Source organism: Planomicrobium sp. CPCC 101110, from assembly GCF_007859395.1.
Classification (GTDB): domain Bacteria; phylum Bacillota; class Bacilli; order Bacillales_A; family Planococcaceae; genus Planococcus.
The window spans coordinates 1-26,384 of record NZ_VOHD01000016.1 but is presented as its reverse complement, the minus strand read 5'-3'; the positions used below and the strand labels follow the sequence as shown (position 1 = coordinate 26,384).

Genomic DNA, 26,384 nt, shown 5'->3' with positions numbered 1-26,384 from the left:
CAATCTATGAAGCCAATCAACAAAATCACTAGTGTTTTAACGCCGCTAGACCGAAAAAATGTAGACACCGACCAGATTATTTCCAAAGAATTCTTGAAACGCATTGAACGGACAGGCTTTGGGAAATATTTGTTTTATCATTGGCGTTTTCGTCCAGATGGTTCGCAAATTGAGGATTTCGTGCTTAATAATCCACGCTTCGAAGGCTCCGAAATTCTAGTCGCACAAGAAAATTTCGGCTGCGGCTCTTCACGTGAGCATGCCCCGTGGGCGATTCAGGATTATGGGTTTAATGTGGTCATCGCACCAAGCTATGCAGATATTTTTTATAACAACTGCGTAAAAAATGGCATTTTGCCGATTCGGCTAACCGATCTGGAAGTGAATGAGCTGATCCAGAAAGGGAGCCAGGAAAACTTCAAGCTGGAAATCAATTTGGAAGAGCAAACAGTCACTGGACAAGACGGAAGCCGATATGAGTTTGCCATTGATCCGTACTGGAAAGAAATGCTGCTAAAAGGCTGGGATGAAATTGCATTGACCTTCCAATATGATTCGTACATTGCGGCATACGAAGAAAAAAAGCAATCAGTTTAGCGCATTACTATTAAAGGGAGATGATTTAGTTGGGAATTCGTACGATACAGTAGGTTTATACGATGCATTCGAAAAGCTGGCATCCATTGTCCACCGTACTTCGTGCAAACAGTCGAAAACGTTGAATGAAATCACCGGCAATTCTGTTTCGCTGAAATTGGAGAATTTGCAGAAGACCGGTTCATTCAAAATAAGAGGTGCTTTTAATAAGATCAGCCGCTTAACAGACGAAGAATGCCGAAAAGGGATTTTGGCCGCTTCTGCTGGCAATCATGCACAAGGAGTCGCTTTGGCGGGGAAAGAAAAAGGGGTGCCGGCAACAATTTATATGCCGGTAACGACGCCTGAAGCGAAAGTGCTGGCAACTCGTCAATACGGGGCCACTGTGCAGCTTGTTGGAAATAATTTTGACGAAGCGTACGCTGCTGCCAAAAAAGAGCAGCTGTTCACCGGCGCCGCATTTATCCACCCATTCGACGATATGGCGGTTATTGAAGGCCAAGCGACAGTGGCAATGGAAATGATGCAGCAATGCCCGGATCTCGACACTATCGTCGTTCCGGCTGGGGGCGGAGGCTTGCTTGCGGGTACGGCTCTTGCCATTAAGGCAATCCGGCCAAACGTCCGCGTAATCGGGGTGCAGGCACAAGCGGCTCCTGCCATTGCTTCTATCTTCCATGGTATTCGAAATTCCGCTGTACCGTTTCTCACAACCATTGCAGAAGGGATCAAAGTAAAAGAGCCGGGCAAATTAACGACTCAGATCATTAACGCTTATGTCGATGATGTTATAACGGTCAGCGAACGAGAAATTGCTTCTGCGATCCTATTCATGCTCGAACGGGAAAAGATGTTGGTGGAAGGAGCAGGAGCTGCTGCTGTAGCTGCGGTGCTTTATCGCCATTTGCCATTTCAGTCAAACCATACAGGGGTGATTGTCAGCGGCGGCAACTTTGATATCAGCAAACTGAATGCATGTATAAAAACCGTAACTGATATAAGTGCGGCCAGTTCATTTTAATAGTAAGTAAAAAACCTTTGCTCCCAGGCAAAGGTTTTTTGTTTTCAGCTTTCTCCCATTATGAATAAAGGAGGTTGACATCCTTTTCTCCTTTTGTTAATTTAAAGTGTACGCTTTAACGCTTTAGCAAACTAAAGGAGATAGATATCATGAATGCAGTTATTGTTGCTGTTCTGGTCATGTTGGTTCTGAGCTTGCTCCGGGTCAATGTGGTCTTTGCATTATTACTTGGCGCGCTGGCCGGCGGGCTGAGCGGCGGGTTGCCGTTTATGGACACGGTTACGGCGTTTACAGAGGGGCTTGGGGCAGGCGCGGAAATCGCACTCAGCTATGCAATGCTTGGAGGCTTTGCTGTAGCAATTTCCCGCACAGGAATTCCGGAACTTTTGGTCTCGACTGTTTTAAAGCTTGTTAATAAAGAAGGGGAAACAACACGTGAAGGTTTGGCAAAAGCATTAATCATATTTGCGCTATTGATCATGGCAATCTTTTCGCAGAATTTAATCCCGATTCACATTGCGTTTATTCCGTTGTTATTGCCGCCGATGCTGCATGTTATGAACGAATTGCGCATAGACCGCCGCCTGATCGCTTCAGTACTAACATTCGGTTTAACTGCACCGTATATTTTACTGCCGTATGGCTTTGGGCTGATCTTCCATGATATTGTGGCAACACAAATGGAGCTTGCCGGGATGCCGATTGATATGGCAGACATTCCGAGAGCGATGGTGATTCCGGTCCTTGGGCTAGTAGTCGGACTGGCGGTTGCAGTATTCATCTCTTACCGTCGGCCGCGCGATTACCACATCGCCCACACTAATATAGAAGAACTCTCTAAAAAGGCGGCTTCGAAAAAAGACATCGCTGTAACTATCTTGGCGCTGCTGGCTGCACTGTATGGACAAATCACCACAGACTCCATGATTATCGGGGCGCTTGCTGGCATCTTGGTCTTGTACCTTCTGGGAGCTATGAAGTGGCGGGATGCAGATGATATTCTGAGTTCCGGCATGCGCATGATGGCATTCATCGGTTTTGTCATCATCGCGGCAAACGGTTTTGCATCTGTCATCCAAGCTACTGGAGCCATCGAACAGCTGGTGGCGAGTGTTTCTGAAACCTTTGCAGGGAACAGAGGACTGGCAGCTTTCGCTATGTTGGTGGCGGGTCTGTTGGTGACAATGGGTATCGGGTCATCTTTTGCGACGATTCCGATCATCGCGGCAATCTTTGTGCCGATGAGTATGGAGTTCGGCTTCTCAACTCTTGCGATCATCTCGCTGATCGGCACGGCAGGGGCATTAGGGGACGCCGGATCGCCTGCGTCCGATTCAACGCTTGGACCGACTGCCGGACTGAACGTGGACGGCCAGCATAATCATATATGGGATACATGCGTGCCGACCTTCCTCCACTACAATATTCCGCTCTTGGTCTTTGGCTGGATTGCCATCATGTGGCTGGCTTAAGATAAAAATGTTCGGACTATTAGCGTATAGGTTGAATATAAAATAAATCCTGCTATACTAATAAAAGTGATTAAAAGAATTTCGTAAAAACACTTGCGGAATTCTTTTTAATTTTGTATACTAGTGAACGTTGGTCTTTGACTGCGATGAAGCGAGAGGTTACCGATACACCCGGCCGCTTTGCCATGGCGAGTGATTGGAAAATTTTCGTGGAGAATGTCTATCAAAAATAGGCGAAAAGGGAGGGAAAATAATGGCAAAACAAAAAATTCGTATCCGTTTAAAAGCATATGATCACAGAATTCTTGATCAATCTGCTGAGAAAATTGTAGAAACAGCTAAACGTTCAGGTGCAAGCGTATCGGGTCCGATACCGTTGCCGACGGAAAAGTCAGTTTACACAATCTTGCGCTCAGTCCACATTTATAAAGATTCACGTGAGCAATTTGAAATGCGCACGCACAAACGTCTAATCGATATTGTTAACCCAACACCACAAACTGTTGATGCGTTAATGAAATTAGATTTACCATCTGGCGTTGACATTGAAATCAAACTTTAATCGGTAAACGAAATATAAAAAACACAAATAATTGCAGGAGGTGTGACAACATGACCAAAGGAATCTTAGGTAGAAAAATCGGTATGACGCAAGTTTTTGCTGAGAACGGTGATTTAATCCCTGTAACTGTAATCGAAGCTGCTCCAAACGTGGTGCTTCAAAAGAAAACAGTTGAGGTAGACGGCTACGAGGCAATCCAATTAGGTTTTGAAGACAAGCGCGAAAAGCTTTCCAACAAACCTGCTAAAGGACATGTAGCTAAAGCAAACACTGCTCCTAAGCGCTTCATTCGCGAACTTCGCAATGTAAACTTAGCTGATTACGAGATTGGTCAGGAAGTCAGAGTAGATGTATTCGCAGAAGGCGATGTAGTAGATGTAACAGGAACAACAAAAGGTAAAGGTTTCCAAGGTGTTATCAAACGCCACGGACAATCACGCGGACCAATGGCTCACGGTTCACGCTACCACCGTCGTCCTGGTTCAATGGGTCCGGTTGCCCCTAACCGTGTATTCAAGCAAAAGAAATTACCTGGTCAAATGGGTGGCAACACAGTTACAATCCAAAACCTTCACATCGTGAAAGTTGATGCGGAACGCAACTTGCTTCTTATCAAAGGTAATGTTCCTGGTTCACGCAAAGCGTTGATCCGAGTGAAATCTTCTATTAAAGCGAAATAATATCTTTTCAAGGAAGGAGGAAACAAGAATGCCTAAAGTAGCTTTATTAAATCAAACAGGTTCACAAGTGGGCGACATCGAATTGAACGATTACGTGTTCGGTATCGAGCCAAATGAATCAGTGTTATTCGACGCTGTAGTAATGCAACGCGCTTCACTTCGCCAAGGTAACCATAAAGTAAAAAATCGTTCTGAAGTAGCTGGTGGTGGTAAAAAGCCATGGAAGCAAAAAGGAACTGGACGCGCTCGTCAAGGTTCGATCCGTTCACCACAATGGCGCGGAGGCGGTATCGTATTCGGTCCAACGCCACGCAGCTATAGCTATAAACTTCCTAAGAAAGTACGTCGTTTAGCTCTACGTTCTGCACTTTCATCTGCAGTAGCTGGAGAAAACTTGATGGTACTTGAAGGATTGACTTTCGATGCACCGAAAACAAAGCAATTCACTAAATTAGTGCAAGACCTTTCAATCGGCAAGAAAGCATTGTTCGTAACTGCTGACCTAGACGAAAACGTAGCGTTGTCTGCACGTAACCTTCAAGGTATGACAGTAGTAACAGCAAGCGGCATCAACGTTTTAGACTTGCTTGGCCATGACAAAGTTGTTATGACTAAAGCAGCTGTAGAAAAAATAGAGGAGGTGCTTAGTTAATGGAAGCACGTGATGTATTAAAGCGTCCAGTCATTACTGAGCAGTCTTCAGAAGTAATGGCAGAGAAAAAGTACACTTTCGAAGTGGACACTCGCGCAAACAAAACACAAGTAAAACAAGCCGTACAAGAAATCTTTGGCGTGAAGGTTGAGAAAGTCAACATCATGAACTACAAAGGCAAATTCAAACGTATGGGCAAACACGCAGGCTATACTAACAAACGCCGCAAAGCGATCGTGAAGTTGACTGCTGACTCTAAAGACATCGAATTGTTCGAAATTTAATTTCTATAAGTTCTTAAGGAACTAATCAAAGAAGGAGGGAAACAACATGGCGATTAAAAAATATAAACCTACCTCCAACGGTCGTCGTAACATGACAAGTTCAGATTTCGCTGAAATCACAACGAACAAGCCAGAAAAATCGCTTTTACAACCTGTAAAGCGCAAAGGCGGCCGTAACAACCAAGGTAAGTTGACTGTACGCCACCACGGTGGTGGACACAAACGCCAATATCGTGTCATCGATTTCAAACGTAACAAAGATGGCATTCCAGGACGCGTTGCTACAATCGAGTATGATCCGAACCGTTCTGCTAACATCGCATTAATTCATTACGCTGACGGAGAAAAACGTTACATCTTGGCTCCTAAAGGAATCGAAGTTGGAACTCAAATCATGTCAGGCGCTGAAGCTGATATCAAACCAGGTAACGCACTTCCGTTATCAAACATCCCAATGGGTTCTACAATCCATAACATCGAATTGAAGCCAGGCGGCGGCGGACAGCTTGTGCGCTCTGCAGGAACTTCAGCTCAAGTATTGGGTAAAGAAGGCAAATACGTAACTGTTCGTTTGCAGTCAGGCGAAGTTCGCATGATCTTGGCTACTTGCCGTGCAACTATCGGTTCTGTAGGTAACGAGCAACACGAATTGATTAACATCGGTAAAGCAGGACGCTCACGCTGGTTAGGCAAACGCCCAACAGTACGTGGATCTGTAATGAACCCGAACGATCACCCACACGGTGGTGGTGAAGGACGTTCGCCAATCGGACGTAAATCGCCAATGTCTCCATGGGGCAAACCAACTCTTGGATACAAAACACGCAAGAAGAACAACAAATCAGACAAGTTTATCGTGCGTCGTCGTAAAAAATAATTTGATTTCGCTGCGGTTCGCTAAAAGAGCCGTGGTGCAATCACGAAGGGAGGATCCCAAATGGGTCGCAGCTTGAAAAAAGGACCTTTTGTTGACGATCATCTTATGAAAAAAGTTGATGCACAAAAGGACTCTGAGAAAAAACAAGTGATCAAAACTTGGTCTCGCCGTTCTACAATTTTCCCGACATTCATCGGACAAACAATCGCTGTATATGATGGACGTAAACACATTCCTGTGTACGTAACTGAAGATATGGTAGGCCATAAGCTTGGTGAATTTGCTCCAACACGCAAATACGCAAGCCATGGTGCAGACGATAAGAAAACAAGACGTTAATTGAGAGGAGGATTTCCCCATGCAAGCAAAAGCTGTCGCTAGAACAGTACGTATTGCTCCTCGTAAAGTCCGTTTAGTAGTAGATTTAATCCGAGGCAAGCAAATTGGCGAAGCCGTTGCGATTTTGAACCACACTCCTAAAGCAGCATCAATTGTTGTTGAGAAGTTGTTGAAATCTGCAGCTGCTAACGCTGAACATAACTACGAAATGAATTTGGACAACTTGATTGTCAGCGAAGTATTCGTTGATGAAGGTCCAACACTTAAACGTTTCCGTCCACGTGCAATGGGACGCGCAAGCGCAATTAACAAACGCACAAGCCACATCACGCTAGTGGTATCTGAGAAGAAGGAGGGATAATTCGTGGGACAAAAAATACATCCAATCGGGATGCGTATCGGCATCATTCGTGACTGGGAGTCAAAATGGTACGCTGAAAAAGACTATGCGACACTTCTTCACGAAGATATTAAAATCCGTGAGTACGTTGAAACTCGTTTGAAAGAAGCTTCGGTTTCTAAAATTGAAATCGAGCGCGCTGCAAACCGCGTAAACGTTACAATTCACACTGCGAAACCAGGTATGGTAATCGGTAAAGGTGGTTCTGAAGTAGAAGTACTTCGCAAGCAGCTTACTGCTATGACTGGCAAACGCGTACACATCAACATCATTGAAATCAAAAGAGCTGACCTTGATGCAAAATTGGTTGCTGAAAGCGTAGCACGTCAATTGGAAAATCGAGTATCTTTCCGCCGTGCACAAAAACAAGCAATCCAACGCACAATGCGTTCTGGCGCTAAAGGGATCAAAACTCAAGTATCTGGACGTCTAGGCGGCGCTGACATTGCGCGTGCTGAACACTACAGTGAAGGTACTGTTCCGCTCCATACACTTCGCGCTGATATCGATTATGCGCACGCTGAAGCAGACACAACTTATGGTAAGCTTGGCGTAAAAGTATGGATCTATCGCGGTGAAGTCCTTCCAACTAAGAAGAAATCTGAGGAAGGAGGCAAATAATATGTTAATGCCTAAACGCGTTAAATATCGTCGTGAGCACCGTGGAAAGATGCGCGGAGAAGCTAAAGGCGGCAAAGAAATTGCATTCGGCGAATTTGGTCTCCAAGCTTTAGAATCATCTTGGATCACTAACCGTCAAATTGAAGCAGCACGTATTTCCATGACTCGTTACATGAAACGTGGCGGTAAAGTCTGGATTAAAATTTTCCCTCATAAGCCATATACGAAAAAGCCTCTAGAGGTTCGTATGGGATCTGGTAAAGGTTCACCTGAAGGCTGGGTAGCCGTTGTCAAAACTGGTAAAGTAATGTTCGAACTTGCAGGAGTATCTGAAGAAGTGGCACGCGAAGCATTGCGCCTTGCATCTCACAAACTTCCGATCAAAACGAAGTTCGTAAAACGCGAAGAAATTGGTGGTGAATCGAATGAAAGCTAATGAAATCCGTGACCTAACCACTGCTGAAATCGAACAAAAAGTGAAATCACTGAAAGAAGAGCTTTTCAACCTTCGCTTCCAATTGGCTACTGGTCAATTAGAAAACACTGCTCGCATCCGCGAAGTACGTAAAGCGATTGCCCGTATGAAAACTGTGATTCACGAAAGAGTACTCAGTGGCAATAACTGATAAATCGAGAGGAGGTTTGCAAGTATGACTGAGCGTAATCAACGCAAAGTATACACAGGCCGTGTCGTGTCTGACAAAATGGACAAAACCGTTACAGTAATGGTTGAAACTCAAAAGAAGCACGCATTTTATGGCAAACGTGTAAAATACTCTAAGAAATATAAAGCTCATGATGAGCTAAACGAAGCAAAAATGGGCGACATCGTTCGCATCATGGAAACTCGTCCGTTATCAGCTACAAAACGCTTCCGCGTAGTGGAAGTTGTAGAAAAAGCGGTTATCATCTAATTTAAATAATTTCGGAACTTAAGAAATTCCGAAGGGAGGTTACCTAAGTGATCCAACAGGAAAGTCGTTTAAAAGTTGCAGACAACTCGGGTGCTCGTGAAGTACTAGCGATTAAAGTACTTGGTGGTTCTGGTCGTAAGACTGCAAACATCGGTGACGTAATCGTTTGTACCGTGAAAAAAGCAACACCAGGTGGCGTTGTTAAGAAGGGTGAAGTCGTTAAGGCTGTTATCGTTCGCACGAAAAGCGGAGCTCGCCGTAAAGACGGTACTTACATCAAATTTGATGAAAATGCATGTGTCATTATTCGTGACGATAAAGGTCCACGCGGAACACGTATTTTCGGACCTGTTGCACGCGAACTTCGCGACAACAACTTCATGAAAATCGTTTCACTTGCTCCTGAAGTTCTTTAATCTATCATTGTGCAATACCAAGGAGGTGCGACAGAATGCATATTAAAAAAGGCGATACAGTTAAGGTAATCTCAGGCAAAGACAAAGGCAAAACAGGCGTTGTTTTGACTGCTTTACCTAAGAAAGAACGTGTGCTTGTAGAAGGTGTTAACATCGTGAAGAAGCATACAAAACCGAACCAGGCAAATCCGCAAGGCGGAATTGTCAGCCAAGAAGCAGCAATCCACGTTTCTAACGTAATGTTACTTGACCCTAAATCCGGCGAGCCGACTCGCGTAGGATATAAGGTTGAAGATGGCAAAAAAGTTCGTGTTGCAAAAAAATCCGGTGAAAAATTAGATAAATAAAATTCCTGAATGAAGGGAGGTACACACATGAACCGCCTAAAAGAAAAATATGTGAATGAAATCACTCCTGCTCTAGTGAGCAAGTTCAACTACTCTTCAATCATGCAAGCACCAAAAGTAGACAAGATCGTTGTCAACATGGGTGTGGGTGAAGCAGTACAAAACACTAAATCATTAGATGCAGCTGTTGAAGAATTACAGACAATCACTGGTCAAAAACCAGTTATTACTAAAGCTAAGAAATCTATCGCTGGCTTCCGTCTTCGTGAAGGTATGCCTATCGGATGTAAAGTTACACTACGCGGAGAGCGTATGTACGACTTCCTGGATAAATTGATTGCTATCTCATTACCACGTGTACGTGACTTCCGTGGCGTATCGAAAAAATCTTTCGACGGACGCGGTAACTACACACTAGGTGTGAAAGAACAATTGATCTTCCCTGAAATCGATTATGATAAAGTTTCTAAAGTACGCGGTATGGACATCGTAATTGTAACAACTGCGAACTCTGACGAGGAAGCTCGTGAGTTACTAACACAATTCGGAATGCCGTTCCAAAAGTAAACGTGAGGGAGGCGTAAACGTGGCTAAAAAATCTATGATCGCAAAACAAAAACGCACGCCAAAGTTTAATGTACAAGCATATACACGCTGTGAACGTTGCGGACGTCCGCATTCAGTAATACGCAAATTTAAACTTTGCCGTATTTGTTTCCGTGAACTTGCATATGTGGGACAAATTCCTGGCGTCAAAAAAGCCAGCTGGTAATCCCCTAATTTGGGAAGGAGGTAAAAGTAATGACAATGACAGATCCGATTGCAGATATGCTTACACGCATTCGTAATGCGAATATGGTTCGTCACGAGAAATTAGAGCTTCCGGCTTCTAACGTGAAAAAAGACATCGCTGAAATTCTTAAGCGTGAAGGTTTCGTTCGTGACGTTGAGTATGTTGAAGATGACAAACAAGGTATGATCCGCATTTTCCTAAAATACGGAGCTAACAACGAACGCGTTATCACTGGCTTGAAACGTATTTCAAAACCAGGTCTACGTGTATACGCTAAAACAAATGAGGTGCCTCGTGTACTAAACGGTCTAGGAATTGCTCTAGTATCGACGTCACAAGGTCTAGTTACTGATAAAGAAGCCCGCGCGAAACAAATCGGCGGAGAAATCATAGCATACGTTTGGTAATAAACAACAAACGAATGGAGGTGCAACAGAATGTCACGAGTAGGTAAAAAACCAATCGAGGTACCAGCTGGAGTTACCGTTACTGTAGCCGACAACAACGTCGTTACTGTAAAAGGCCCTAAAGGCGAACTATCTCGTACTTTTAACAAAGATATCGCAATTTCTCAAGAAGACAATATCCTAACATTGTCACGTCCTTCTGACTCTAAAGAACACCGCACAATCCACGGGACAACCCGCGCTTTGCTTGCGAACATGATCACTGGAGTTTCTGCAGGATTTGAACGTGCACTAGAATTAGTTGGTGTAGGTTACCGTGCGCAATTACAGGGAACAAAATTGGTTCTTAACGTTGGCTATTCTCACCCGGTTGAATTCACACCGGAAGAAGGTCTTACAGTTGAAGTTCCAGCTAACACAAGAGTCGTTATCAAAGGTATTGATAAAGAACGTGTTGGAGCTCTTGCTTCTAACATCCGCCAAGTGCGTCCGCCAGAGCCATATAAAGGCAAAGGGATTCGCTATGAGGGAGAAGCAGTTCGCCGCAAAGAAGGTAAAACAGGTAAATAATGCTGCTTAGGCAGGTTGAAAGGAGTGACCTCAGTGATTACGAAACTCGATAAAAACGCATCTCGTAAAAAACGTCATGCACGCGTACGTTCTAAAATTACGGGTACAGCACAACGCCCGCGTTTAAACGTATTCCGTTCAAACAAATACATTTACGCTCAATTGATCGATGATACTAACGGTGTAACGCTTGTTAGCGCATCATCAATGGAAAAAGGTTTCGAAGGCTCAACAGGAAATCTTGAAGCTGCAACGAAAATTGGCGAAACTATCGCTAAACGCGCTGTAGAACAAGGATTGACATCGATTGTTTTCGACCGCGGTGGTTATTTATATCACGGACGTGTTAAAGCTTTAGCAGAAGCAGCACGTGAAAATGGTTTAGAATTTTAAAAGAAGGAGGGACACATTTCATGCGTCGTATTGATCCAAACAAACTTGAACTTGAAGAACGCGTAGTTACGATTAACCGCGTAGCGAAAGTTGTAAAAGGTGGACGTCGTTTCCGTTTCTCCGCATTAGTAGTAGTAGGAGACAAAAATGGTAATGTCGGTTTCGGTACTGGTAAAGCTCAAGAAGTTCCAGATGCTATCCGTAAAGGTATCGAAGATGCCAAGAAAAACCTTATTGCAGTGCCAATGGTTAAAGGTACAACTCCACACTTAGTAATCGGCCGTTTTGGTGCAGGACAAATCCTGATCAAACCTGCTTCTCCGGGTACTGGAGTAATTGCTGGCGGACCAGTCCGTGCGGTACTTGAACTTGCAGGCGTACAAGATATCTTATCTAAGTCTCTAGGTTCAAACACACCAATCAACATGGTTCGTGCAACTATTGACGGTTTAACTCAACTGAAGAGTGCTGATGAAGTAGCGAAACTTCGCGGTAAAACTACAGCAGAGCTATTAGGATAAGGAGGGAAAATTACATGGCTACTAAACTAGAAATTACCCTCACAAAAAGCGTAATCGGTTCAAAACCGAACCAACGCAAAGTAGTTCAAGCTCTAGGCTTGCGCAAAATGCACCAAACAGTCGAGCAACAAGACAATGCAGCCGTTCGCGGAATGCTTGATAAAGTCGCTCATTTAGTAACGATTAAAGAAGTTTAATTTCTGATTTCTATAGAAGGAGGTGCCAACCATATGAAACTTCATGAATTAAAACCAGCAGAAGGATCACGCAGCTCAAGAAAGCGTATCGGACGCGGTATCGGTTCAGGTACTGGTAAAACATCGGGTAAAGGTCATAAAGGTCAAAACGCACGTTCAGGCGGAGGAGTTCGTCCTGGATTTGAAGGTGGACAAAATCCTTTGTTCCGTCGTTTGCCAAAACGTGGCTTTACGAACATTAACCGTAAAGACTATGCAGTCGTTAACTTGGACGTATTAAACCGTTTTGAAGAAGGCACAGAAATCACACCTGCATTGTTGATCGAATCAGGTGTTGTGAGCAACGAACGTTCTGGAATCAAGATTCTTGGCAATGGTAGCTTAGAGAAGAAACTAACTGTCAAAGCTCACAAATTCTCTGGATCAGCTAAAGAAGCGATTGAAGCTGCCGGTGGACAAACCGAGGTGGTTTAATGTTTCAGACAATCTCTAATTTTATGCGCGTGACTGATATTCGAAATAAAATTATCTTTACACTACTGATGCTCATCATTTTCCGTATCGGGACTTTCATTCCGGTACCGAATGTTGATGCAACAGTATTGCAAGCTACTGATCAAATGGGTTTGATTGGATTCTTAAATACTTTCGGTGGAGGCGCCCTGGCTAACTTTTCGATTTTAGCGATGGGAATCATGCCTTACATTACAGCATCGATCATTGTGCAATTGTTGCAGATGGATGTTGTACCGAAATTTGCAGAGTGGGCGAAACAAGGTGAAGTCGGAAGACGGAAACTTGCGCAATTCACTCGCTACTTCACAATAGTACTTGCGTTTATCCAGGCAATCGGTATGTCTTATGGGTTCAACCAGATGTATGGCGGAACATTAATCCAAAATGACACAATCTCAACGTATGTTGTTATTGCGATTGTATTAACTGGAGGAACTGCGTTTTTACTGTGGCTTGGTGAGCAGATTACGGCAAAAGGTGTGGGGAACGGTATTTCGATTATCATCTTCGCTGGGATTGTCGCTGCAATACCTGGTTCTATAAACCAACTTTATGCACAACAGATTGAAGGGGCTGGAGATCAGCTTCCGATCAACATCGCCATCTTGGCGTTGATTGCATTAGCTGTTGTTGCCATTACGGTATTGGTGATTTACGTTCAGCAAGCGCTGCGTAAAATTCCAATCCAGTATGCTAAGCGCGTTGCTGGCCGCGGCCAAACAGCTGGCGGGCAACAAACGCATTTACCTTTGAAAGTAAACGCGGCCGGAGTTATCCCAGTAATCTTTGCAGTGGCGTTTATCATTACGCCACAAACCATCGCTTCTTTCTTTGGAGCCAACGCGTTTACGGATGCGATCCAAAATACTTTTGATTACACTCGTCCTGTCGGCATGATTATTTATGTTGCCTTGATTGTGGCTTTCACGTATTTTTACGCATTCATTCAGGTCAATCCTGAAAACGTGTCGGATAACCTGAAGAAGCAGGGTGCATATATTCCAGGAATCCGTCCGGGTAAAAATACACAAGATTATTTAACAAGTGTGTTGTACCGTTTGACAATCGTTGGCGCTATCTTCCTTGCAGTGATCGCTATCATGCCAATTTTCTTTATCAACCTTGCGGGCTTGCCCCAAACGGCTCAAATTGGCGGAACGAGTCTTCTAATTGTGGTAGGGGTTGCGCTTGAAACGATGAAACAACTGGAATCACAACTTGTGAAACGTCATTATAAAGGCTTTATGAAATAATCAATAGGCGAAAGGAACGTTTAGGCGTTCCTTATCCAATTGTCTGAGGGGGCAAAACGTATGAATATCGTATTAATGGGTCTTCCTGGTGCCGGCAAAGGCACTCAAGCGGACAAAATTGTTGAGAAGTACGACATCCCTCATATTTCTACAGGTGATATGTTTCGCGCCGCTATCAAAGGCGGAACGGAACTAGGCTTGAAAGCAAAATCGTTCATGGATCAAGGTGCCTTGGTGCCTGATGAAGTGACTATCGGTATCGTCCGTGAGCGTCTGAGCATGGTAGATTGTCAAGAAGGCTTTCTATTAGACGGCTTTCCACGTACAGTTCCTCAAGCTGAAGCGCTAGAGTCTCTTCTTGCTGATCTTGGCAAAAGAATCGAGCATGTCGTAAATATTCAAGTTGAACAAGATGAGTTGATTGCACGTTTAACAGGCCGTTGGATTTGTAAAGTGTGTGGAACTGCTTACCATACTGTGTTCAACCCGCCGCAAGCTGCTGGCGTGTGTGACAAAGATGGCGGAGAGCTCTACCAACGCGAAGATGATAAGCCTGAAACCGTTACGAAACGCTTAGAAGTGAACATGCAACAAACACAGCCGCTTCTTGATTTCTATGAAAGCAAAGGCGTGCTGGGGAATATAAATGGACAGCAGGACATTCATCAAGTATTTGCTGACATTGATGCTCTTCTAAAGGGCGACCGAGGATAATACCCGGCGCCGGGCGCAGTTAGTTGCCTCCATGTGGCTTTAAGGGGCACAGGAGAAATGAATTCTCGAGAGCTGCAAAAGCATAAAATGCCTGGTTATATGAAATTCAGTGTCGATTGTCTTAGGTCTTTGAGCCGTGCAATTCCTTACTGGAGGGAGTATAATGGGTTTCGTGGAAGCATCTGTGTAACGGGTTTGGAACTCATCCAAGGCAGTCCGGGCGGCCGAGGATACATGAGGCAGACTGGCAACCGGATTACCCCCGACCTGCATCAGCGGGACGCGGAACTCGGAAACTTGCCTTCACTGTCACTCATGCAATCCTGGTGAATGAATGTAGCACTATTGTTCAATCAGCAACTACTGTTTGAAGATGAGAACCTGATTTGTATACAGAAGGGAGACTGGGTCGATGGCGAAAGACGATGTAATTGAAATCGAAGGAACAGTCGTTGAGACTTTGCCTAACGCGATGTTTAAAGTAGAATTGGAAAATGGCCATACGATTCTTGCGCATGTTTCTGGCAAGATCCGCATGCACTTTATCCGCATTCTGCCAGGAGATAAAGTAACAGTGGAACTTTCTCCTTACGATTTAACTCGCGGTCGTATCACATACCGTTTTAAATAATCTTTTGCACTCCGGACTACTAAGGAGGTTAGGTTAGATGAAAGTGAGACCATCTGTGAAACCGATCTGCGAAAAATGTAAAGTTATTCGCAGAAACGGTAAAGTAATGGTAATCTGTGAAAATCCGAAACACAAACAAAGACAAGGCTAAAATGAAGGAGGTGCATGGCACACATGGCACGTATTGCTGGTGTTGACATTCCACGCGACAAACGCGTTGTTATTTCATTAACATATATTTTCGGTATTGGTAAAACAACTGCACAGAAAGTTCTTTCTGCTGCTGGCATTTCTGAAGATACACGAGTTCGTGATCTTACAGAAGACGAGTTGAACAATATCCGTGAACAATTGGATCAATACAAAATTGAAGGTGACCTTCGCCGTGAAGTATCAATGAACATCAAACGCTTGATGGAAATTGCAAGCTTCCGGGGTATCCGCCACCGCCGTGGACTACCTGTACGCGGTCAAAATACGAAGAACAATGCGCGTACGCGTAAAGGTCCTCGTAAAACTGTTGCGAACAAGAAAAAATAATTAGTAAAGGAGGTTTCTTCTTAACATGGCACGTAAACAACAAACTCGTAAGCGTCGTGTGAAAAAGAATATCGAATCAGGTATCGCTCACATCCGCTCAACATTTAACAACACAATTGTTACGATTACAGATATGCAAGGGAACGCAGTATCTTGGTCAAGCGCAGGTGCTCTAGGATTTAGAGGTTCACGTAAATCTACGCCTTTCGCTGCTCAAATGGCTGCAGAAACCGCTGCTAAAACATCAATCGAACACGGTCTTAAAACTTTGGAAGTTACAGTTAAAGGTCCTGGTTCAGGTCGTGAGGCTGCTATCCGTGCACTTCAAGCTGCCGGACTAGAAGTTACAGCAATCAAAGATGTAACTCCAGTACCTCATAACGGTTGCCGTCCGCCAAAACGCCGTCGCGTATAATCGTTTATCTGAATCGGATTTTTGAACATCACGACATACTGAATGTGTTCTGAACCGTAGCGAAAGTCTTTTGACTCTCGAGTTCTTGATGAAGCGAAAATAAACACCGACGTTTTGAAGGAGGGTAAATGAATGCTCGAAATAGAAAAACCAAAGATTGAAACGATTGAGATCGATAGCAGTTCCAAATATGGAAAGTTTGTTATCGAACCCCTTGAGCGTGGATATGGAACCACTTTAGGAAACTCCTTACGTCGAATCTTACTTTCATCTTTACCAGGCGCTGCAGTTACTTCGATTCAAATTGACGGTGTTTTGCACGAATTCTCCACTGTTGAAGGTGTAGAAGAAGATGTGGCATCAATCATTTTGAACATTAAGAAGCTTGCGCTTAAAATTTACTCTGACGAAGAAAAAGTCATTGAAATTGATGTTAAAGGTGATGGAACGGTTACGGCTGCAGATATCACTCACGACAGTGACGTGGAAATTCTGAATCCGGATCTATATATTGCTACAATCGCTAAAAATGGCCATCTCCGTATGCGTATGTATGCGAATCGCGGCCGTGGATATGCCCGGGCAGATCAGAACAAACGTGAAGATCTTCCAATCGGCGTTATTCCGATTGACTCTATTTACACACCAGTTTCACGCGTCAATTTCCAAGTGGAAAATACTCGAGTGGGTCAGCTGACTCATTTTGATAAACTTTCTCTTGATGTCTGGACAGATGGCAGCATCGGTCCAAAAGAGGCAATTGCGCTTGGCGCAAGAATTTTTACCGAGCATTTGAATATCTTCGTAGGATTGACTGACGAGGCACAGACGGCTGAAATCATGGTTGAAAAAGAAGAAGACCAAAAAGAAAAAGTTCTAGAGATGACTATCGAAGAACTTGATCTATCGGTCCGTTCTTACAACTGCTTGAAACGTGCAGGTATCAATACGGTACATGAACTGGCAAGCAAGTCGGAAGACGACATGATGAAAGTCCGCAACCTTGGACGCAAATCACTTGAAGAAGTTAAAGTGAAGTTGGAAGATTTAGGACTAGGGCTTCGCAAAGAAGACTGATTGCCTTAAATTCTGATCCGAACTATTTACCGAAGGAGGGAAACTTCAATGAGAAAGCTTCAACGTACAAGTTCTCAACGTAAAGCACTATTACGTGACCTTACAACAGACTTAATCGTACATGAGCGCATTCAAACGACTGAAGCTCGTGCGAAAGAAGTGCGTTCTACTGTAGAAAAAATGATTACTTTAGGCAAACGTGGAGATGTTCACGCTCGTCGTAAAGCTGCAGAATGGATGCGTCGTGAATTGGTAACATCTACGGATGAGGAAGGTAACGAAACAACAACTTTTGCTTTGCAAAAATTGTTTGATGACGTTGCACCACGTTACGCAGAACGCCAAGGCGGATACACTCGCATTATGAAAATGGGTCCTCGTCGCGGAGACGGCGCACCAATCGTAATTATCGAATTAGTTTAATCTGGATCTACTGATTCAGATTAACGCCTCCGGACATCATTATGCCGAGGCATAATTGGTTTACTTGAAGAGGGTTCAGGCCCTCTTCTTTTAGCATCATGATTTATACGACAATATGAAAAGCTGAGTGTTATGATGAGCGAGCCTATGGGCGGCGTCTTGTCTAGCTCTACGCACCTCATTCAACCCTGGCTTAAGCAACCGGGGAAGCCATAGAAATAGAAAAGCGCATTTCTCTGAATGAGGTGCGCGCTTTTTTTATTTACACTACTTTAAATATAAGACAAATAAAAACTTTGCCGGTTAAAGTGTTGCTATATTTACATACATATAGGGTACCAAGTAGAGTAGAGTTTAGCAGGAGTCAGAGGAGGTCAGCTGAGATGAATTCGACTATCTTGTCATTTACAGATGTGACATTTACATATACGCCAGACAATGAAACAATGCGGCCGGCTGTGCAAAACTTGTCTTTTTCAATTCAAAACGGTGAATGGATTGCCCTTGTAGGCCATAACGGTTCCGGGAAATCGACGATTGCCAAATTGATGAACGGCTTGTTGTTTCCGCAGCAAGGAACGGTGGAGGCAATGGGACAAATGATGTCGGAAGAAAGCTTGTGGGAGATCCGTTCGCAGATGGGAATGGTGTTCCAAAATCCGGACAACCAGTTTGTCGGCGCAACAGTCCAAGATGATGTAGCTTTTGCCTTGGAGAACAACGGGGTGCCCCATGCTGATATGGTGCAACGGGTAAAAGAATCGCTGCGCCAAGTAAAAATGGAAGAGTTCATGGATCAGGAGCCTCACCATCTATCAGGCGGCCAGAAGCAGCGGGTAGCTATAGCAGGGGCATTGGCTTTGAAGCCAAGACTGCTGATACTTGATGAAGCGACATCTATGCTTGATCCGCAAGGGCGGATAGAAGTCATTGAAACCATACGGGAACTTCGGAAAGCGACAGGCTTGACCGTCATTTCAATTACACATGACCTGGAAGAGGCTGCGCTCGCTGATCGGATTATTGTAATGAATGCCGGCCAAAAACATACAGAGGGCAAGCCAGAAGAGGTCTTTTTATCAGGGGAGGCCCTTGTTGAATTAGGCCTCGATTTGCCGTTTGCGATGCGTATGACGCATTTGCTGAGAGAAGCAGGCGTACCGATCGAGAAAGAACACATGTCAGAAGATGAGTTGGTGGAAGAGATATGGACATCTTACTTCAAGAAGTAGGATATAGTTACGCACAAGATACCCCTTTCGAAAAAAGAGCGCTGCATGACGTGACGCTACATATTCCATCAGAAGCCTATACGGCGATTATCGGCCATACAGGATCAGGCAAATCGACAGTATTGCAGCATCTGAACGCGTTGTTATTGCCGACTGAGGGGCATGTGACTATTGGGGACCGGAAACTCCAGGCAGGAGTCAAAGCGAAGAATCTGCGGCCTGTACGGCGCCAAGTCGGTATAGTTTTCCAGTTTCCAGAGCAGCAGTTGTTCGACGAAACAGTTTTGAAAGATATCATGTTCGGACCGCTGAACTACGGGGTGCCGGAAGAAGAAGCGAGCCGCCGGGCCCATGAATTGGTTGAACAGCTCGGATTGCCTCCTGAAGTATTGTCCAAATCCCCATTCGACCTCTCAGGGGGGCAAATGCGGAGAGTGGCAATAGCAGGTGTATTGGCTATGGAACCAGATGTGCTGGTGCTTGATGAACCGACAGCGGGCTTGGATCCAAGAGGTCGCCGTGAAATTATGGACCTTTTCCATCAGCTTCATATACAAAAAAACTTAACGACTGTCTTAGTGACGCATAGCATGGAGGACGCTGCACGTTACGCAGATTTGGTGGCAATCATGCACAACGGCCGTTGTGTGGCTACAGGAGAGCCGAGGGACATCTTTACGGATGAAGAGCAGCTTCAGGATTACCGCCTGGAACCCCCTCGTTCTATACGGCTTCAGCGCAAATTTGAAGAAAAGACCGGCATTGTGTTGGACGGGATTTCATTGACAGAAGAAGCATTGGCCAAAAATATTGCGCTTGCACTCTCAAAGGGGCGTGATCTGGGATGATGGAAAAGATGATTTTTGGGCGTTTTATCCCTGGGAACTCTTTTGTCCACCGGATGGATCCGAGAGCTAAAATTCTATTTGTTTTCTTGTTTATCGCTATTGTTTTTATTGCCAATAGTGTGGTGACGTATGCCGTCTTGCTTGCGTTTACGTTTTTGGTTGTGGCTTTATCCAAAATTCGCCTTTACTTTTTGATCACGGGTCTGAAACCGGTCATTATATTGGTGATTTTTACATTCCTCTTGCATATCTTTTTTACGAGAGAAGGAGACCTGCTCATAAATTTCGGGTTTCTGGAGATTTACGAAGAAGGATTGAGGCAAGGGATTTTCATCTCGATCCGGTTCTTGGTGCTGGTATTTATCACAAGTATTTTGACGTTGACCACTTCGCCAATTTCAATTACCGATGGAATTGAAGTTTTGCTTGGGCCGTTCAAGCGGTTGAAATTGCCTGTCCATGAATTGGCATTGATGATGTCAATTTCTTTGCGTTTCATCCCGACTCTGATGGATGAGACAGGGAAAATCATGAAAGCCCAGATGGCGAGAGGGTCGGATATTGGATCTGGTCCGATAAAAGAGCGGGTGAAAGCGGTCGTGCCATTGCTTATCCCGTTGTTTGTCAGTGCCTTCAAACGGGCAGAAGATCTAGCGACAGCTATGGAAGTGCGAGGGTACCGCGGAGATGCCGGAAGAACACGCTACCGGCAGTTGAACTGGAGATTTGTTGATACGTTAAGTTTGGTGCTTCTTGTGGGCTTAGCGGCCGTTCTATGGTATTTGCGGGTTTAAGGAGAGACGAAATGAAACGAATGAAGGCTACAATTGCTTACGACGGTTCAGGATTTGCGGGCTATCAGGTCCAACCGGATTCGCGCACTGTGCAGCAAGAGTTGATGAACGTACTAAGAACCATTCATAAAGGACAGACGATTCAAGTTGTAGCTAGCGGAAGGACAGACGCTAGAGTGCATGCGACGGGTCAAGTTATTCACTTTGACACGACACTCGCAATTCCGGTTGCCGGCTGGCTGAAGGCTTTGAATGTACTGCTGCCTGAAGATATTCGGATTTTGGCCATTGAGGAAGCAGATCCGGCGTTTCATGCACGTTACCATACAAGCGGGAAAACGTATCGCTATAAATGGGACCGCAGCCAAATCATTAGCCCGTTCACTCGGAATTACATGGTGCATACAAAGCAGCGCCCGAATGTGGAAGCGATGAGGCAGGCAGCAGAGGCTGTGATAGGCACGCATGACTTTTCCAGTTTTTGCGCTGCAAATACCGGAGTTGTCGATAAAGTCCGAACGGTGCGCCGATTGGAGATCGAAGAGCACGGAGAAGAACTCCATATGGTGATAGAAGGATCCGGCTTTTTATACAATATGGTGCGGATAATTGCCGGCACCTTGATGGAAGTTGGCCTTGGAAGAAGAACAGTAGATGAAATGGCCAGAATCGTGGCGGCGGCTGATCGAAGCGCTGCCGGGAAAACGGCCGCCGCACATGGGCTTTACTTGGAAAATGTAGCTTATACCGACTGAAGCAACTTTTCCTGGTGTTTTTAGAAAAACACTTGACTTTCAAGCGCTGGCGTTATAACATGATGTATGGTATTTTCATTACCCCCACGATATGCCCCGGAAGGTTATTTGTTAGGGATAACGAAAAAACGGAACAACGGAACATGGAACTGTGATTTATAAAAGAGACGATTTATTAGGAGGACAATATACATGCGTACAACATTCATGGCTAAAGGTCACGAAGTAGAGCGTAAATGGTTGGTTGTCGATGCAGAAGGGCAAACTCTTGGACGTTTAGCTTCTGAAGTCGCTTCAATCTTGCGCGGGAAATACAAACCAACATTCACACCAAACGTTGACACTGGTGATCACGTAATCATCATCAATGCTGACAAGATTCATTTAACTGGCAAAAAGTTAACTGACAAAATCTACTACCGTCACACTCAATTCAGCGGCGGGTTGAAACAGCGTACTGCACTTGAAATGCGCACAAACTACCCTACAAAAATGCTTGAATTGGCTATCAAAGGAATGCTTCCTAAAAACTCTTTAGGACGTCAAACATTCAGCAAACTTCACGTTTACGCTGGACCAGAACACAAACACCAAGCGCAACAGCCTGAAGTTTACCAACTTCGCGGATAATATTAGTAAATAAGAGGAGGATACACCTTTGGCACAAGTTCAATATATCGGTACAGGTCGCCGTAAAAATTCAACAGCTCGCGTACGTCTAGTACCTGGCGACGGCACAATTACAATCAACAACCGTGACGTATCGGATTACGTTCCATACGAAACGCTTGAGCAAATCATCAAACAGCCACTAGTAGCTACTGAAACTCTTGGAAGCTATGACGTGCTTGTAAACGTAAGAGGCGGCGGCTTCACAGGTCAAGCTGGAGCAGTACGCCACGGAATCGCACGCGCTCTACTTACAGTAGACCCTGCTTTCCGTCCTGCTTTGAAATCTGCTGGTCTTTTGACACGCGACCCACGCATGAAAGAACGTAAGAAACCAGGTCTTCGTTCTGCACGTCGCGCACCTCAGTTCTCAAAACGTTAATTGGATCAACAAAAGCCCTTTTCTCATTTCGAGAAGAGGGCTTTTTTTATGGTTAATCATAAATCGATCCAAAAGGAAAACCCCCTAAAAAATCAGGAGGTCACGTTACAGGCACTTATTTCTTTGTCGATGGCAACCGCTGCCTCTTCTACTGATTCAAAATAACTGACCATTTGCGTCTGAAGGTTCTTTACTTCCAAGGTAGACGTATTTTTTAAACAGACTACAGTAAATAGCGCTTGTTCATTTTTGCTGAATGTTTGGGTGATGTTCACCGTGTTGTAGTAACAAACCGTTTCTAGGATCTCTTTTATGCTTTCTAAAGACACAGAGCATTCTCCTTTCTATTTTTGGAAAGGGAGTATAAAAGCTGAAAAGAATCTATGCGATACCTCGTTGGACTTCAGCATAGCATGTTTCAAAGCTGTTTAGAATGGAGTCGGAAAAATGACATAGGAATGAAATAAACTCAAAAATGGGTTAACAAGAGCAGTATCTGAAAAAATTCTTTTGCGGTCTCACAATGCAAATTTTGAAAGGATGATATATTATAAAAACAGAAGGTCTTTAAGGGATTAGTGTTTGTTTTGCATGTTGGCTTCATCAGATTGGAATCATGATGTGCAATAAAGATGCCCGGAGTATACTGCAGGAGGAGAAAAAAGAATGGGAAAGAAAGTCGAGTTGTATGAATACTTTATAGAAAAAACATGGGACTTAACAGAGGAGTGGTATGCTTCTTTAGGAGATAGCCAAGGCGGCGTTTATGGTTCTCGCGACCCCAAAGTTGTTGAGACGCTTAAAAAGCAAAACCATGATTTCCATGTTAACTTTTCTTCGATTTTCAACAAAGGAGAAAAGGAATTTTTTGAAGACTTTCAAGAGTGGGTTACAGCCATTGCGCAGGACGAAGCCCATTTAGCTACGCCCATCACAGATATAATCCGGGAATTCTTCCGCACACAGAATCAGTATTTGGATCTTGTAGAAGAATATGCTTTGCTTTATAAAGGAATGGTCCCATATGAAGAGATTACAGCTTGGAAGCGCGCCATTGTAAATGGCATTAGTGAAATCATTTTAAGGTTCAGCTGCGAGAATGCGAAGGCAGCTGAAGAAAAATCCAATGCTCAGCAGGAGATGATCATCGAGTTAAGTTCACCGGTCATCATTCTTGCCAATAAGACGGGTCTGCTTCCTTTGATCGGGGAGATCAATACATACCGCGCCAAAGTGATGTTCGAGAATACATTACAAAAAAGCGCCAAGCACGGGCTCGAAAGGTTGTTCATCGATTTATCGGGAGTGCCGGTGATCGATACGATGGTTGTCCATCAAATCTTCCAATTGATTAAAGGGCTGGATTTGATTGGCGTCAGAACATCATTGTCAGGCATTCGGCCGGATATCGCACAGACAGCTGTTCATCTGGGCATACAATTCAAAGATATTGAAGTTTACAGTACGCTCACCCAGGCGCTTAAGACCAGGGAACTGACAGGAAACTGAACAAAGATCTTGCCCCTCTTCTTCACAGAGAAGAGGGGTTTGTTTATCTCTTTTCCGAAGACTGAATAGATTTAAAATAGAAAACTCTGTGTTATACTGTACGGTAGCAAAAGACCTAAGGAGTGTATCGATTATGATTAATGAACAACAAGTTCGTGATTTGCTTGGAGCGTTGCAAGATCCTTTTTTACATAGATCTCTGACTGAAACAAACGGCATTACTTCTGTCTCGATAAAAGAAGAAAAAAATCATGTCAGTGTAAAGCTGGCAATTGCCAAAACAAATACACCGGAACAAATGCAACTGCAAATGAAAGTTGTTGAAATGCTAAAAGGAGCGGGTGCAGCCTCTGTCGGAATTCGCTTTGAAGAACTGCCTCCGGAAGCTTTGGCCCAATTCCGCGGACAAGCAACAGCTGCTGAAGCGCAAGACTTGTTGTCGCCATTAAACAAAGTTGAATTTATTTCGATTGCAAGCGGCAAGGGCGGTGTCGGCAAGTCGACAGTTTCAGTCAACTTGGCTGTGGCACTTGCGCGGCTTGGAAAAAAAGTCGGCTTGATTGACGCTGACATCTACGGCTTTAGTGTGCCCGATATGATGGGCATCGATAAAACACCTGTTGTACGCGGCAACACAATCATTCCTGTAGAACGTTTCGGCGTAAAAGTGATCTCCATGGGCTTTTTTGTAGAAGATAACATGCCGGTTGTTTGGCGTGGCCCGATGCTTGGAAAAGTTTTGGATCAGTTTTTCCGTGATGTAGAATGGGGAGAACTTGACTATTTACTATTGGATTTGCCGCCTGGAACAGGGGATGTTGCACTCGACATCCATCAAATGCTTCCGGCATCAAAAGAGATTGTCATCACAACGCCGCATCCGACAGCTGCGTTCGTAGCTGCACGCGCAGGCGCCATGGCTCTTCAAACAGATCACGAAGTTCTTGGCGTCATCGAGAACATGGCGTGGTTCGAAAGCAAAGAAACAGGGGCCAGAGAATATTTGTTTGGACAAGGCGGCGGCCCGAAATTGGCAGAAGAATTACAGGCGCCTTTGCTTGGCCAGATTCCGCTTGGCCAGCCTGATTGGAATGAGGAAGATTTTGCCCCGTCTGTGTATGCTGCAGATCACCCGACAGGAAAAATTTATGAAGAAATTGCTCAGCAAATCCTGGCGCAATTTGCAAAGAAATAAATAATTGAACGGCCCGGGAACCGAATGCGGTTTCCGGGTTTTCTGCTTCTATTCCAGACCTTCAAGGTTTGTTCACATCTATTGCGTATGGCTGATGGATTTTTCCCTTGGCGGTTGATACAATTGTAAAAGGACTTCAAATAACGGAGGCATTCAAGTGACAATACGAAATTGGATAAAATTTTCTATAAATGCAATTTTGATCGGTGGATTGATAACAGGGATCCTTGGGTTGTTTATTCGCTGGAACGATGTGTTTGCAGACGCATTCCAGACTGGCCAGTGGGGAGAATTCGTTGCAGGCTTTGTATGGATGGTGGTTGTTGGGGCAACAATGAGCCTGATAGCGCAGATGGGCTTTTTCGCTTATTTGACAATCCATCAGTTTGGTATGAACATGTTCCGGACGCTTCGGCTTTGGAACTGGGTTCAACTTCTGATCATTGCGGTGGTTATTTTCGATTTGATTGTTTTCCGCTTTGCGCCAAATGCTGAAACCACTGGACAAGCATGGCTTTATGCTGTATTGCTGATTGTTTTAGTTGCAACTGCTGTAACAACGGCTTACTTCAAAGCGAAATGGACAAACAAAGCGACATTCATTTCCGCTTTGTTCTTCATGATTGTAGTAACTACGTTAGAATGGCTGCCAGCTTTAATGGTGGAAGCCGGGAATATCGACAGCTGGGTTACGTTACTGCTGTTCCCGTTTTTATCAGTGAATGCATATCAACTTTTAGTCTTGCCGAAATATAACGCCAAGTCTGATGAAGACCGGCAAAAACTAGAGGAACGTCGTGCAGCGCGGAAAGCCGCAGCACAGCCAGCTGCTAAAAAAAGATAAACGATCAATGGCCATCCGGCTGCCCTTGCTAAGGGAGCAGCCGGACGGCTATTTTTTTATGGAGCAGAAGAAGGCGATCGGGAAGCGCAAACGGGTGCACCCCTTAACTGAATATTGAGCGGGATGAGAAGCTTTATTAAAAGATGATTCTTAAATGTAATTAATCAATTAAAAGTGTTGACTTAGATATTAGGGGCTGGTATATTAGTAAATGTCCTCAAAACGACTCGATAAAAACAACGAAATTAGATGTTGACAAAGAGTTGCGAAAGAGGTAATCTAATAAAGTTGCCGATAAAGCAAAACGATTCCTCGATATAAATTAAAAATTTATAGTTGACATCGAATTGTGGAAATGGTATACTAAAAAAGTTGTCGCTAAAGACGACGAACAACATGAACCTTGAAAACTGAACAGCAAAACGTCAACAAAGATTGTTGAGGCGTTCCGAACGCCGAAACAAATTTCTGCGAGAGCCGCTTTGGCGGCTTGAGCAAACAACTACTGATCAAGCCTGGCTAGA

42 protein-coding genes are annotated in these 26,384 nt (G+C 44.3%); 41 read left to right on the top strand and 1 reads right to left on the bottom strand.

The features are described from left to right. Window positions 1-6 precede the first annotated feature (6 nt). The 38 genes from leuD (at window position 7) to rpsI (ending at window position 22,312) form a co-directional block, all read left to right on the top strand. Entirely contained in the window at window positions 7-597 is a 591-nt protein-coding gene (gene leuD, locus FQV30_RS17635; protein ID WP_146501427.1) for a 3-isopropylmalate dehydratase small subunit, read from the top strand. After that, complete coding sequence (locus tag FQV30_RS17630) at window positions 551-1,618, top strand: threonine/serine dehydratase family protein (protein WP_186725701.1); 1,068 nt, start codon at window positions 551-553, stop codon at window positions 1,616-1,618. Before leuD ends, FQV30_RS17630 begins: the two co-directional genes overlap by 47 nt. A gap of 149 nt (window positions 1,619-1,767) precedes the next feature. Then, on the top strand, window positions 1,768-3,090 hold the full coding sequence (locus FQV30_RS17625; RefSeq protein WP_146501426.1) for a Na+/H+ antiporter family protein: 1,323 nt from the start codon (window positions 1,768-1,770) through the stop codon (window positions 3,088-3,090). A 253-nt stretch (window positions 3,091-3,343) separates the two neighbouring features. Continuing rightward, window positions 3,344-3,652: a 30S ribosomal protein S10 gene (gene rpsJ, locus FQV30_RS17620; RefSeq protein WP_033542800.1), complete on the top strand. Its 309-nt coding sequence runs from the start codon at window positions 3,344-3,346 to the stop codon at window positions 3,650-3,652. Window positions 3,653-3,702: 50 nt separating this feature from the next. After that, entirely contained in the window at window positions 3,703-4,332 is a 630-nt protein-coding gene (rplC, locus tag FQV30_RS17615) for a 50S ribosomal protein L3 (RefSeq protein ID WP_146501425.1), read from the top strand. Window positions 4,333-4,360: 28 nt separating this feature from the next. Continuing rightward, window positions 4,361-4,984 carry a 50S ribosomal protein L4 gene (gene rplD, locus FQV30_RS17610; protein WP_146501424.1) on the top strand — a complete coding sequence of 208 codons (624 nt, stop codon included), beginning with the start codon at window positions 4,361-4,363 and terminating at the stop codon, window positions 4,982-4,984. Then, window positions 4,984-5,268: a 50S ribosomal protein L23 gene (gene rplW / locus FQV30_RS17605; protein WP_146494299.1), complete on the top strand. Its 285-nt coding sequence runs from the start codon at window positions 4,984-4,986 to the stop codon at window positions 5,266-5,268. The genes rplD and rplW overlap by 1 nt, the downstream gene beginning before the upstream one ends. Before the next feature lie 46 nt (window positions 5,269-5,314). Then, window positions 5,315-6,145 carry a 50S ribosomal protein L2 gene (gene rplB / locus FQV30_RS17600; protein ID WP_146501423.1) on the top strand — a complete coding sequence of 277 codons (831 nt, stop codon included), beginning with the start codon at window positions 5,315-5,317 and terminating at the stop codon, window positions 6,143-6,145. A 60-nt stretch (window positions 6,146-6,205) separates the two neighbouring features. Beyond that, a complete protein-coding gene (rpsS, locus tag FQV30_RS17595; RefSeq protein WP_106534466.1) occupies window positions 6,206-6,484 on the top strand; it encodes a 30S ribosomal protein S19 in 279 nt (92 codons plus the stop codon). Between the two features lie 19 nt (window positions 6,485-6,503). Then, a complete protein-coding gene (gene rplV / locus FQV30_RS17590; protein ID WP_106534465.1) occupies window positions 6,504-6,845 on the top strand; it encodes a 50S ribosomal protein L22 in 342 nt (113 codons plus the stop codon). Window positions 6,846-6,848: 3 nt separating this feature from the next. Continuing rightward, complete coding sequence (gene rpsC, locus FQV30_RS17585; RefSeq protein ID WP_146501422.1) at window positions 6,849-7,505, top strand: 30S ribosomal protein S3; 657 nt, start codon at window positions 6,849-6,851, stop codon at window positions 7,503-7,505. A 1-nt stretch (window position 7,506) separates the two neighbouring features. Beyond that, a complete protein-coding gene (gene rplP, locus FQV30_RS17580) occupies window positions 7,507-7,941 on the top strand; it encodes a 50S ribosomal protein L16 (RefSeq protein WP_036803910.1) in 435 nt (144 codons plus the stop codon). Next, window positions 7,931-8,131, top strand: coding sequence for a 50S ribosomal protein L29 (gene rpmC / locus FQV30_RS17575; RefSeq protein WP_006828936.1), 201 nt, complete (start codon window positions 7,931-7,933; stop codon window positions 8,129-8,131). Before rplP ends, rpmC begins: the two co-directional genes overlap by 11 nt. Window positions 8,132-8,155: 24 nt before the next feature. Continuing rightward, window positions 8,156-8,419: a 30S ribosomal protein S17 gene (gene rpsQ, locus FQV30_RS17570; RefSeq protein WP_146494303.1), complete on the top strand. Its 264-nt coding sequence runs from the start codon at window positions 8,156-8,158 to the stop codon at window positions 8,417-8,419. Window positions 8,420-8,466: 47 nt separating this feature from the next. Further along, window positions 8,467-8,835, top strand: a complete 369-nt coding sequence (gene rplN, locus FQV30_RS17565; protein WP_036803916.1) for a 50S ribosomal protein L14 — start codon at window positions 8,467-8,469, stop codon at window positions 8,833-8,835. A gap of 35 nt (window positions 8,836-8,870) precedes the next feature. Beyond that, entirely contained in the window at window positions 8,871-9,182 is a 312-nt protein-coding gene (gene rplX / locus FQV30_RS17560; protein WP_106534462.1) for a 50S ribosomal protein L24, read from the top strand. 27 nt (window positions 9,183-9,209) lie between these two features. Continuing rightward, entirely contained in the window at window positions 9,210-9,749 is a 540-nt protein-coding gene (gene rplE, locus FQV30_RS17555) for a 50S ribosomal protein L5 (RefSeq protein ID WP_146501421.1), read from the top strand. A 19-nt stretch (window positions 9,750-9,768) separates the two neighbouring features. Then, window positions 9,769-9,954 (top strand): type Z 30S ribosomal protein S14, encoded by a 186-nt coding sequence (locus tag FQV30_RS17550; RefSeq protein ID WP_106534460.1) that lies wholly within the window; start codon window positions 9,769-9,771, stop codon window positions 9,952-9,954. 29 nt (window positions 9,955-9,983) lie between these two features. Then, window positions 9,984-10,382, top strand: a complete 399-nt coding sequence (gene rpsH / locus FQV30_RS17545; RefSeq protein ID WP_006828942.1) for a 30S ribosomal protein S8 — start codon at window positions 9,984-9,986, stop codon at window positions 10,380-10,382. Between the two features lie 30 nt (window positions 10,383-10,412). Next, on the top strand, window positions 10,413-10,952 hold the full coding sequence (rplF, locus tag FQV30_RS17540; protein ID WP_146501420.1) for a 50S ribosomal protein L6: 540 nt from the start codon (window positions 10,413-10,415) through the stop codon (window positions 10,950-10,952). A 33-nt stretch (window positions 10,953-10,985) separates the two neighbouring features. Further along, a complete protein-coding gene (gene rplR / locus FQV30_RS17535; RefSeq protein ID WP_146501419.1) occupies window positions 10,986-11,345 on the top strand; it encodes a 50S ribosomal protein L18 in 360 nt (119 codons plus the stop codon). A 20-nt stretch (window positions 11,346-11,365) separates the two neighbouring features. After that, window positions 11,366-11,866 carry a 30S ribosomal protein S5 gene (rpsE, locus tag FQV30_RS17530; RefSeq protein WP_106534456.1) on the top strand — a complete coding sequence of 167 codons (501 nt, stop codon included), beginning with the start codon at window positions 11,366-11,368 and terminating at the stop codon, window positions 11,864-11,866. Between the two features lie 14 nt (window positions 11,867-11,880). Then, window positions 11,881-12,063: a 50S ribosomal protein L30 gene (gene rpmD, locus FQV30_RS17525; RefSeq protein WP_106534455.1), complete on the top strand. Its 183-nt coding sequence runs from the start codon at window positions 11,881-11,883 to the stop codon at window positions 12,061-12,063. 33 nt (window positions 12,064-12,096) lie between these two features. Further along, window positions 12,097-12,537: a 50S ribosomal protein L15 gene (gene rplO / locus FQV30_RS17520; protein ID WP_106534454.1), complete on the top strand. Its 441-nt coding sequence runs from the start codon at window positions 12,097-12,099 to the stop codon at window positions 12,535-12,537. Further along, a complete protein-coding gene (gene secY, locus FQV30_RS17515; RefSeq protein ID WP_146501418.1) occupies window positions 12,537-13,832 on the top strand; it encodes a preprotein translocase subunit SecY in 1,296 nt (431 codons plus the stop codon). Before rplO ends, secY begins: the two co-directional genes overlap by 1 nt. Before the next feature lie 60 nt (window positions 13,833-13,892). Continuing rightward, window positions 13,893-14,546, top strand: coding sequence for an adenylate kinase (locus tag FQV30_RS17510; RefSeq protein ID WP_146501417.1), 654 nt, complete (start codon window positions 13,893-13,895; stop codon window positions 14,544-14,546). A gap of 412 nt (window positions 14,547-14,958) precedes the next feature. Next, window positions 14,959-15,177: a translation initiation factor IF-1 gene (gene infA, locus FQV30_RS17505; protein ID WP_006828950.1), complete on the top strand. Its 219-nt coding sequence runs from the start codon at window positions 14,959-14,961 to the stop codon at window positions 15,175-15,177. Window positions 15,178-15,214: 37 nt separating this feature from the next. Then, window positions 15,215-15,328 carry a 50S ribosomal protein L36 gene (rpmJ, locus tag FQV30_RS17500; RefSeq protein ID WP_006828951.1) on the top strand — a complete coding sequence of 38 codons (114 nt, stop codon included), beginning with the start codon at window positions 15,215-15,217 and terminating at the stop codon, window positions 15,326-15,328. Between the two features lie 23 nt (window positions 15,329-15,351). Further along, the gene (rpsM, locus tag FQV30_RS17495; RefSeq protein WP_146501416.1) at window positions 15,352-15,717 is read left to right on the top strand and encodes a 30S ribosomal protein S13; all 366 of its coding nucleotides are present in this window, start codon (window positions 15,352-15,354) and stop codon (window positions 15,715-15,717) included. Between the two features lie 25 nt (window positions 15,718-15,742). Continuing rightward, a complete protein-coding gene (rpsK, locus tag FQV30_RS17490) occupies window positions 15,743-16,132 on the top strand; it encodes a 30S ribosomal protein S11 (RefSeq protein WP_006828953.1) in 390 nt (129 codons plus the stop codon). A 132-nt stretch (window positions 16,133-16,264) separates the two neighbouring features. Then, the gene (locus FQV30_RS17485; RefSeq protein WP_146494310.1) at window positions 16,265-17,209 is read left to right on the top strand and encodes a DNA-directed RNA polymerase subunit alpha; all 945 of its coding nucleotides are present in this window, start codon (window positions 16,265-16,267) and stop codon (window positions 17,207-17,209) included. Window positions 17,210-17,257: 48 nt separating this feature from the next. Beyond that, entirely contained in the window at window positions 17,258-17,632 is a 375-nt protein-coding gene (gene rplQ / locus FQV30_RS17480; RefSeq protein ID WP_106534449.1) for a 50S ribosomal protein L17, read from the top strand. 383 nt (window positions 17,633-18,015) lie between these two features. Then, window positions 18,016-18,864: an energy-coupling factor ABC transporter ATP-binding protein gene (locus FQV30_RS17475; protein WP_146501415.1), complete on the top strand. Its 849-nt coding sequence runs from the start codon at window positions 18,016-18,018 to the stop codon at window positions 18,862-18,864. Further along, window positions 18,840-19,712 carry an energy-coupling factor ABC transporter ATP-binding protein gene (locus FQV30_RS17470; protein WP_146501414.1) on the top strand — a complete coding sequence of 291 codons (873 nt, stop codon included), beginning with the start codon at window positions 18,840-18,842 and terminating at the stop codon, window positions 19,710-19,712. Before FQV30_RS17475 ends, FQV30_RS17470 begins: the two co-directional genes overlap by 25 nt. Next, complete coding sequence (locus tag FQV30_RS17465; protein WP_146501413.1) at window positions 19,709-20,506, top strand: energy-coupling factor transporter transmembrane component T family protein; 798 nt, start codon at window positions 19,709-19,711, stop codon at window positions 20,504-20,506. Before FQV30_RS17470 ends, FQV30_RS17465 begins: the two co-directional genes overlap by 4 nt. An 11-nt stretch (window positions 20,507-20,517) precedes the next feature. Beyond that, the gene (truA, locus tag FQV30_RS17460) at window positions 20,518-21,261 is read left to right on the top strand and encodes a tRNA pseudouridine(38-40) synthase TruA (RefSeq protein WP_146501412.1); all 744 of its coding nucleotides are present in this window, start codon (window positions 20,518-20,520) and stop codon (window positions 21,259-21,261) included. Window positions 21,262-21,453: 192 nt separating this feature from the next. After that, the gene (gene rplM / locus FQV30_RS17455) at window positions 21,454-21,891 is read left to right on the top strand and encodes a 50S ribosomal protein L13 (RefSeq protein WP_146501411.1); all 438 of its coding nucleotides are present in this window, start codon (window positions 21,454-21,456) and stop codon (window positions 21,889-21,891) included. Between the two features lie 28 nt (window positions 21,892-21,919). Then, entirely contained in the window at window positions 21,920-22,312 is a 393-nt protein-coding gene (gene rpsI / locus FQV30_RS17450) for a 30S ribosomal protein S9 (protein ID WP_036803984.1), read from the top strand. A gap of 92 nt (window positions 22,313-22,404) precedes the next feature. Here the strand turns inward: rpsI and FQV30_RS17445 are convergent, their stop codons facing one another. After that, on the bottom strand, window positions 22,405-22,641 hold the full coding sequence (locus FQV30_RS17445) for a hypothetical protein (protein ID WP_146501410.1): 237 nt from the start codon (window positions 22,639-22,641) through the stop codon (window positions 22,405-22,407). 337 nt (window positions 22,642-22,978) lie between these two features. Between FQV30_RS17445 and FQV30_RS18295 the strand changes: the two genes are divergently transcribed. The 3 genes from FQV30_RS18295 to FQV30_RS17430 all read left to right on the top strand — a co-directional run bounded on the left by FQV30_RS18295 (window position 22,979) and on the right by FQV30_RS17430 (window position 25,860). Further along, window positions 22,979-23,821, top strand: coding sequence for an STAS domain-containing protein (locus FQV30_RS18295; RefSeq protein ID WP_146501409.1), 843 nt, complete (start codon window positions 22,979-22,981; stop codon window positions 23,819-23,821). Window positions 23,822-23,954: 133 nt separating this feature from the next. Next, on the top strand, window positions 23,955-25,016 hold the full coding sequence (locus FQV30_RS17435) for an Mrp/NBP35 family ATP-binding protein (protein ID WP_146501408.1): 1,062 nt from the start codon (window positions 23,955-23,957) through the stop codon (window positions 25,014-25,016). 157 nt (window positions 25,017-25,173) lie between these two features. Then, window positions 25,174-25,860: a KinB-signaling pathway activation protein gene (locus FQV30_RS17430; RefSeq protein WP_146501407.1), complete on the top strand. Its 687-nt coding sequence runs from the start codon at window positions 25,174-25,176 to the stop codon at window positions 25,858-25,860. Window positions 25,861-26,384: the final 524 nt, after the last annotated feature.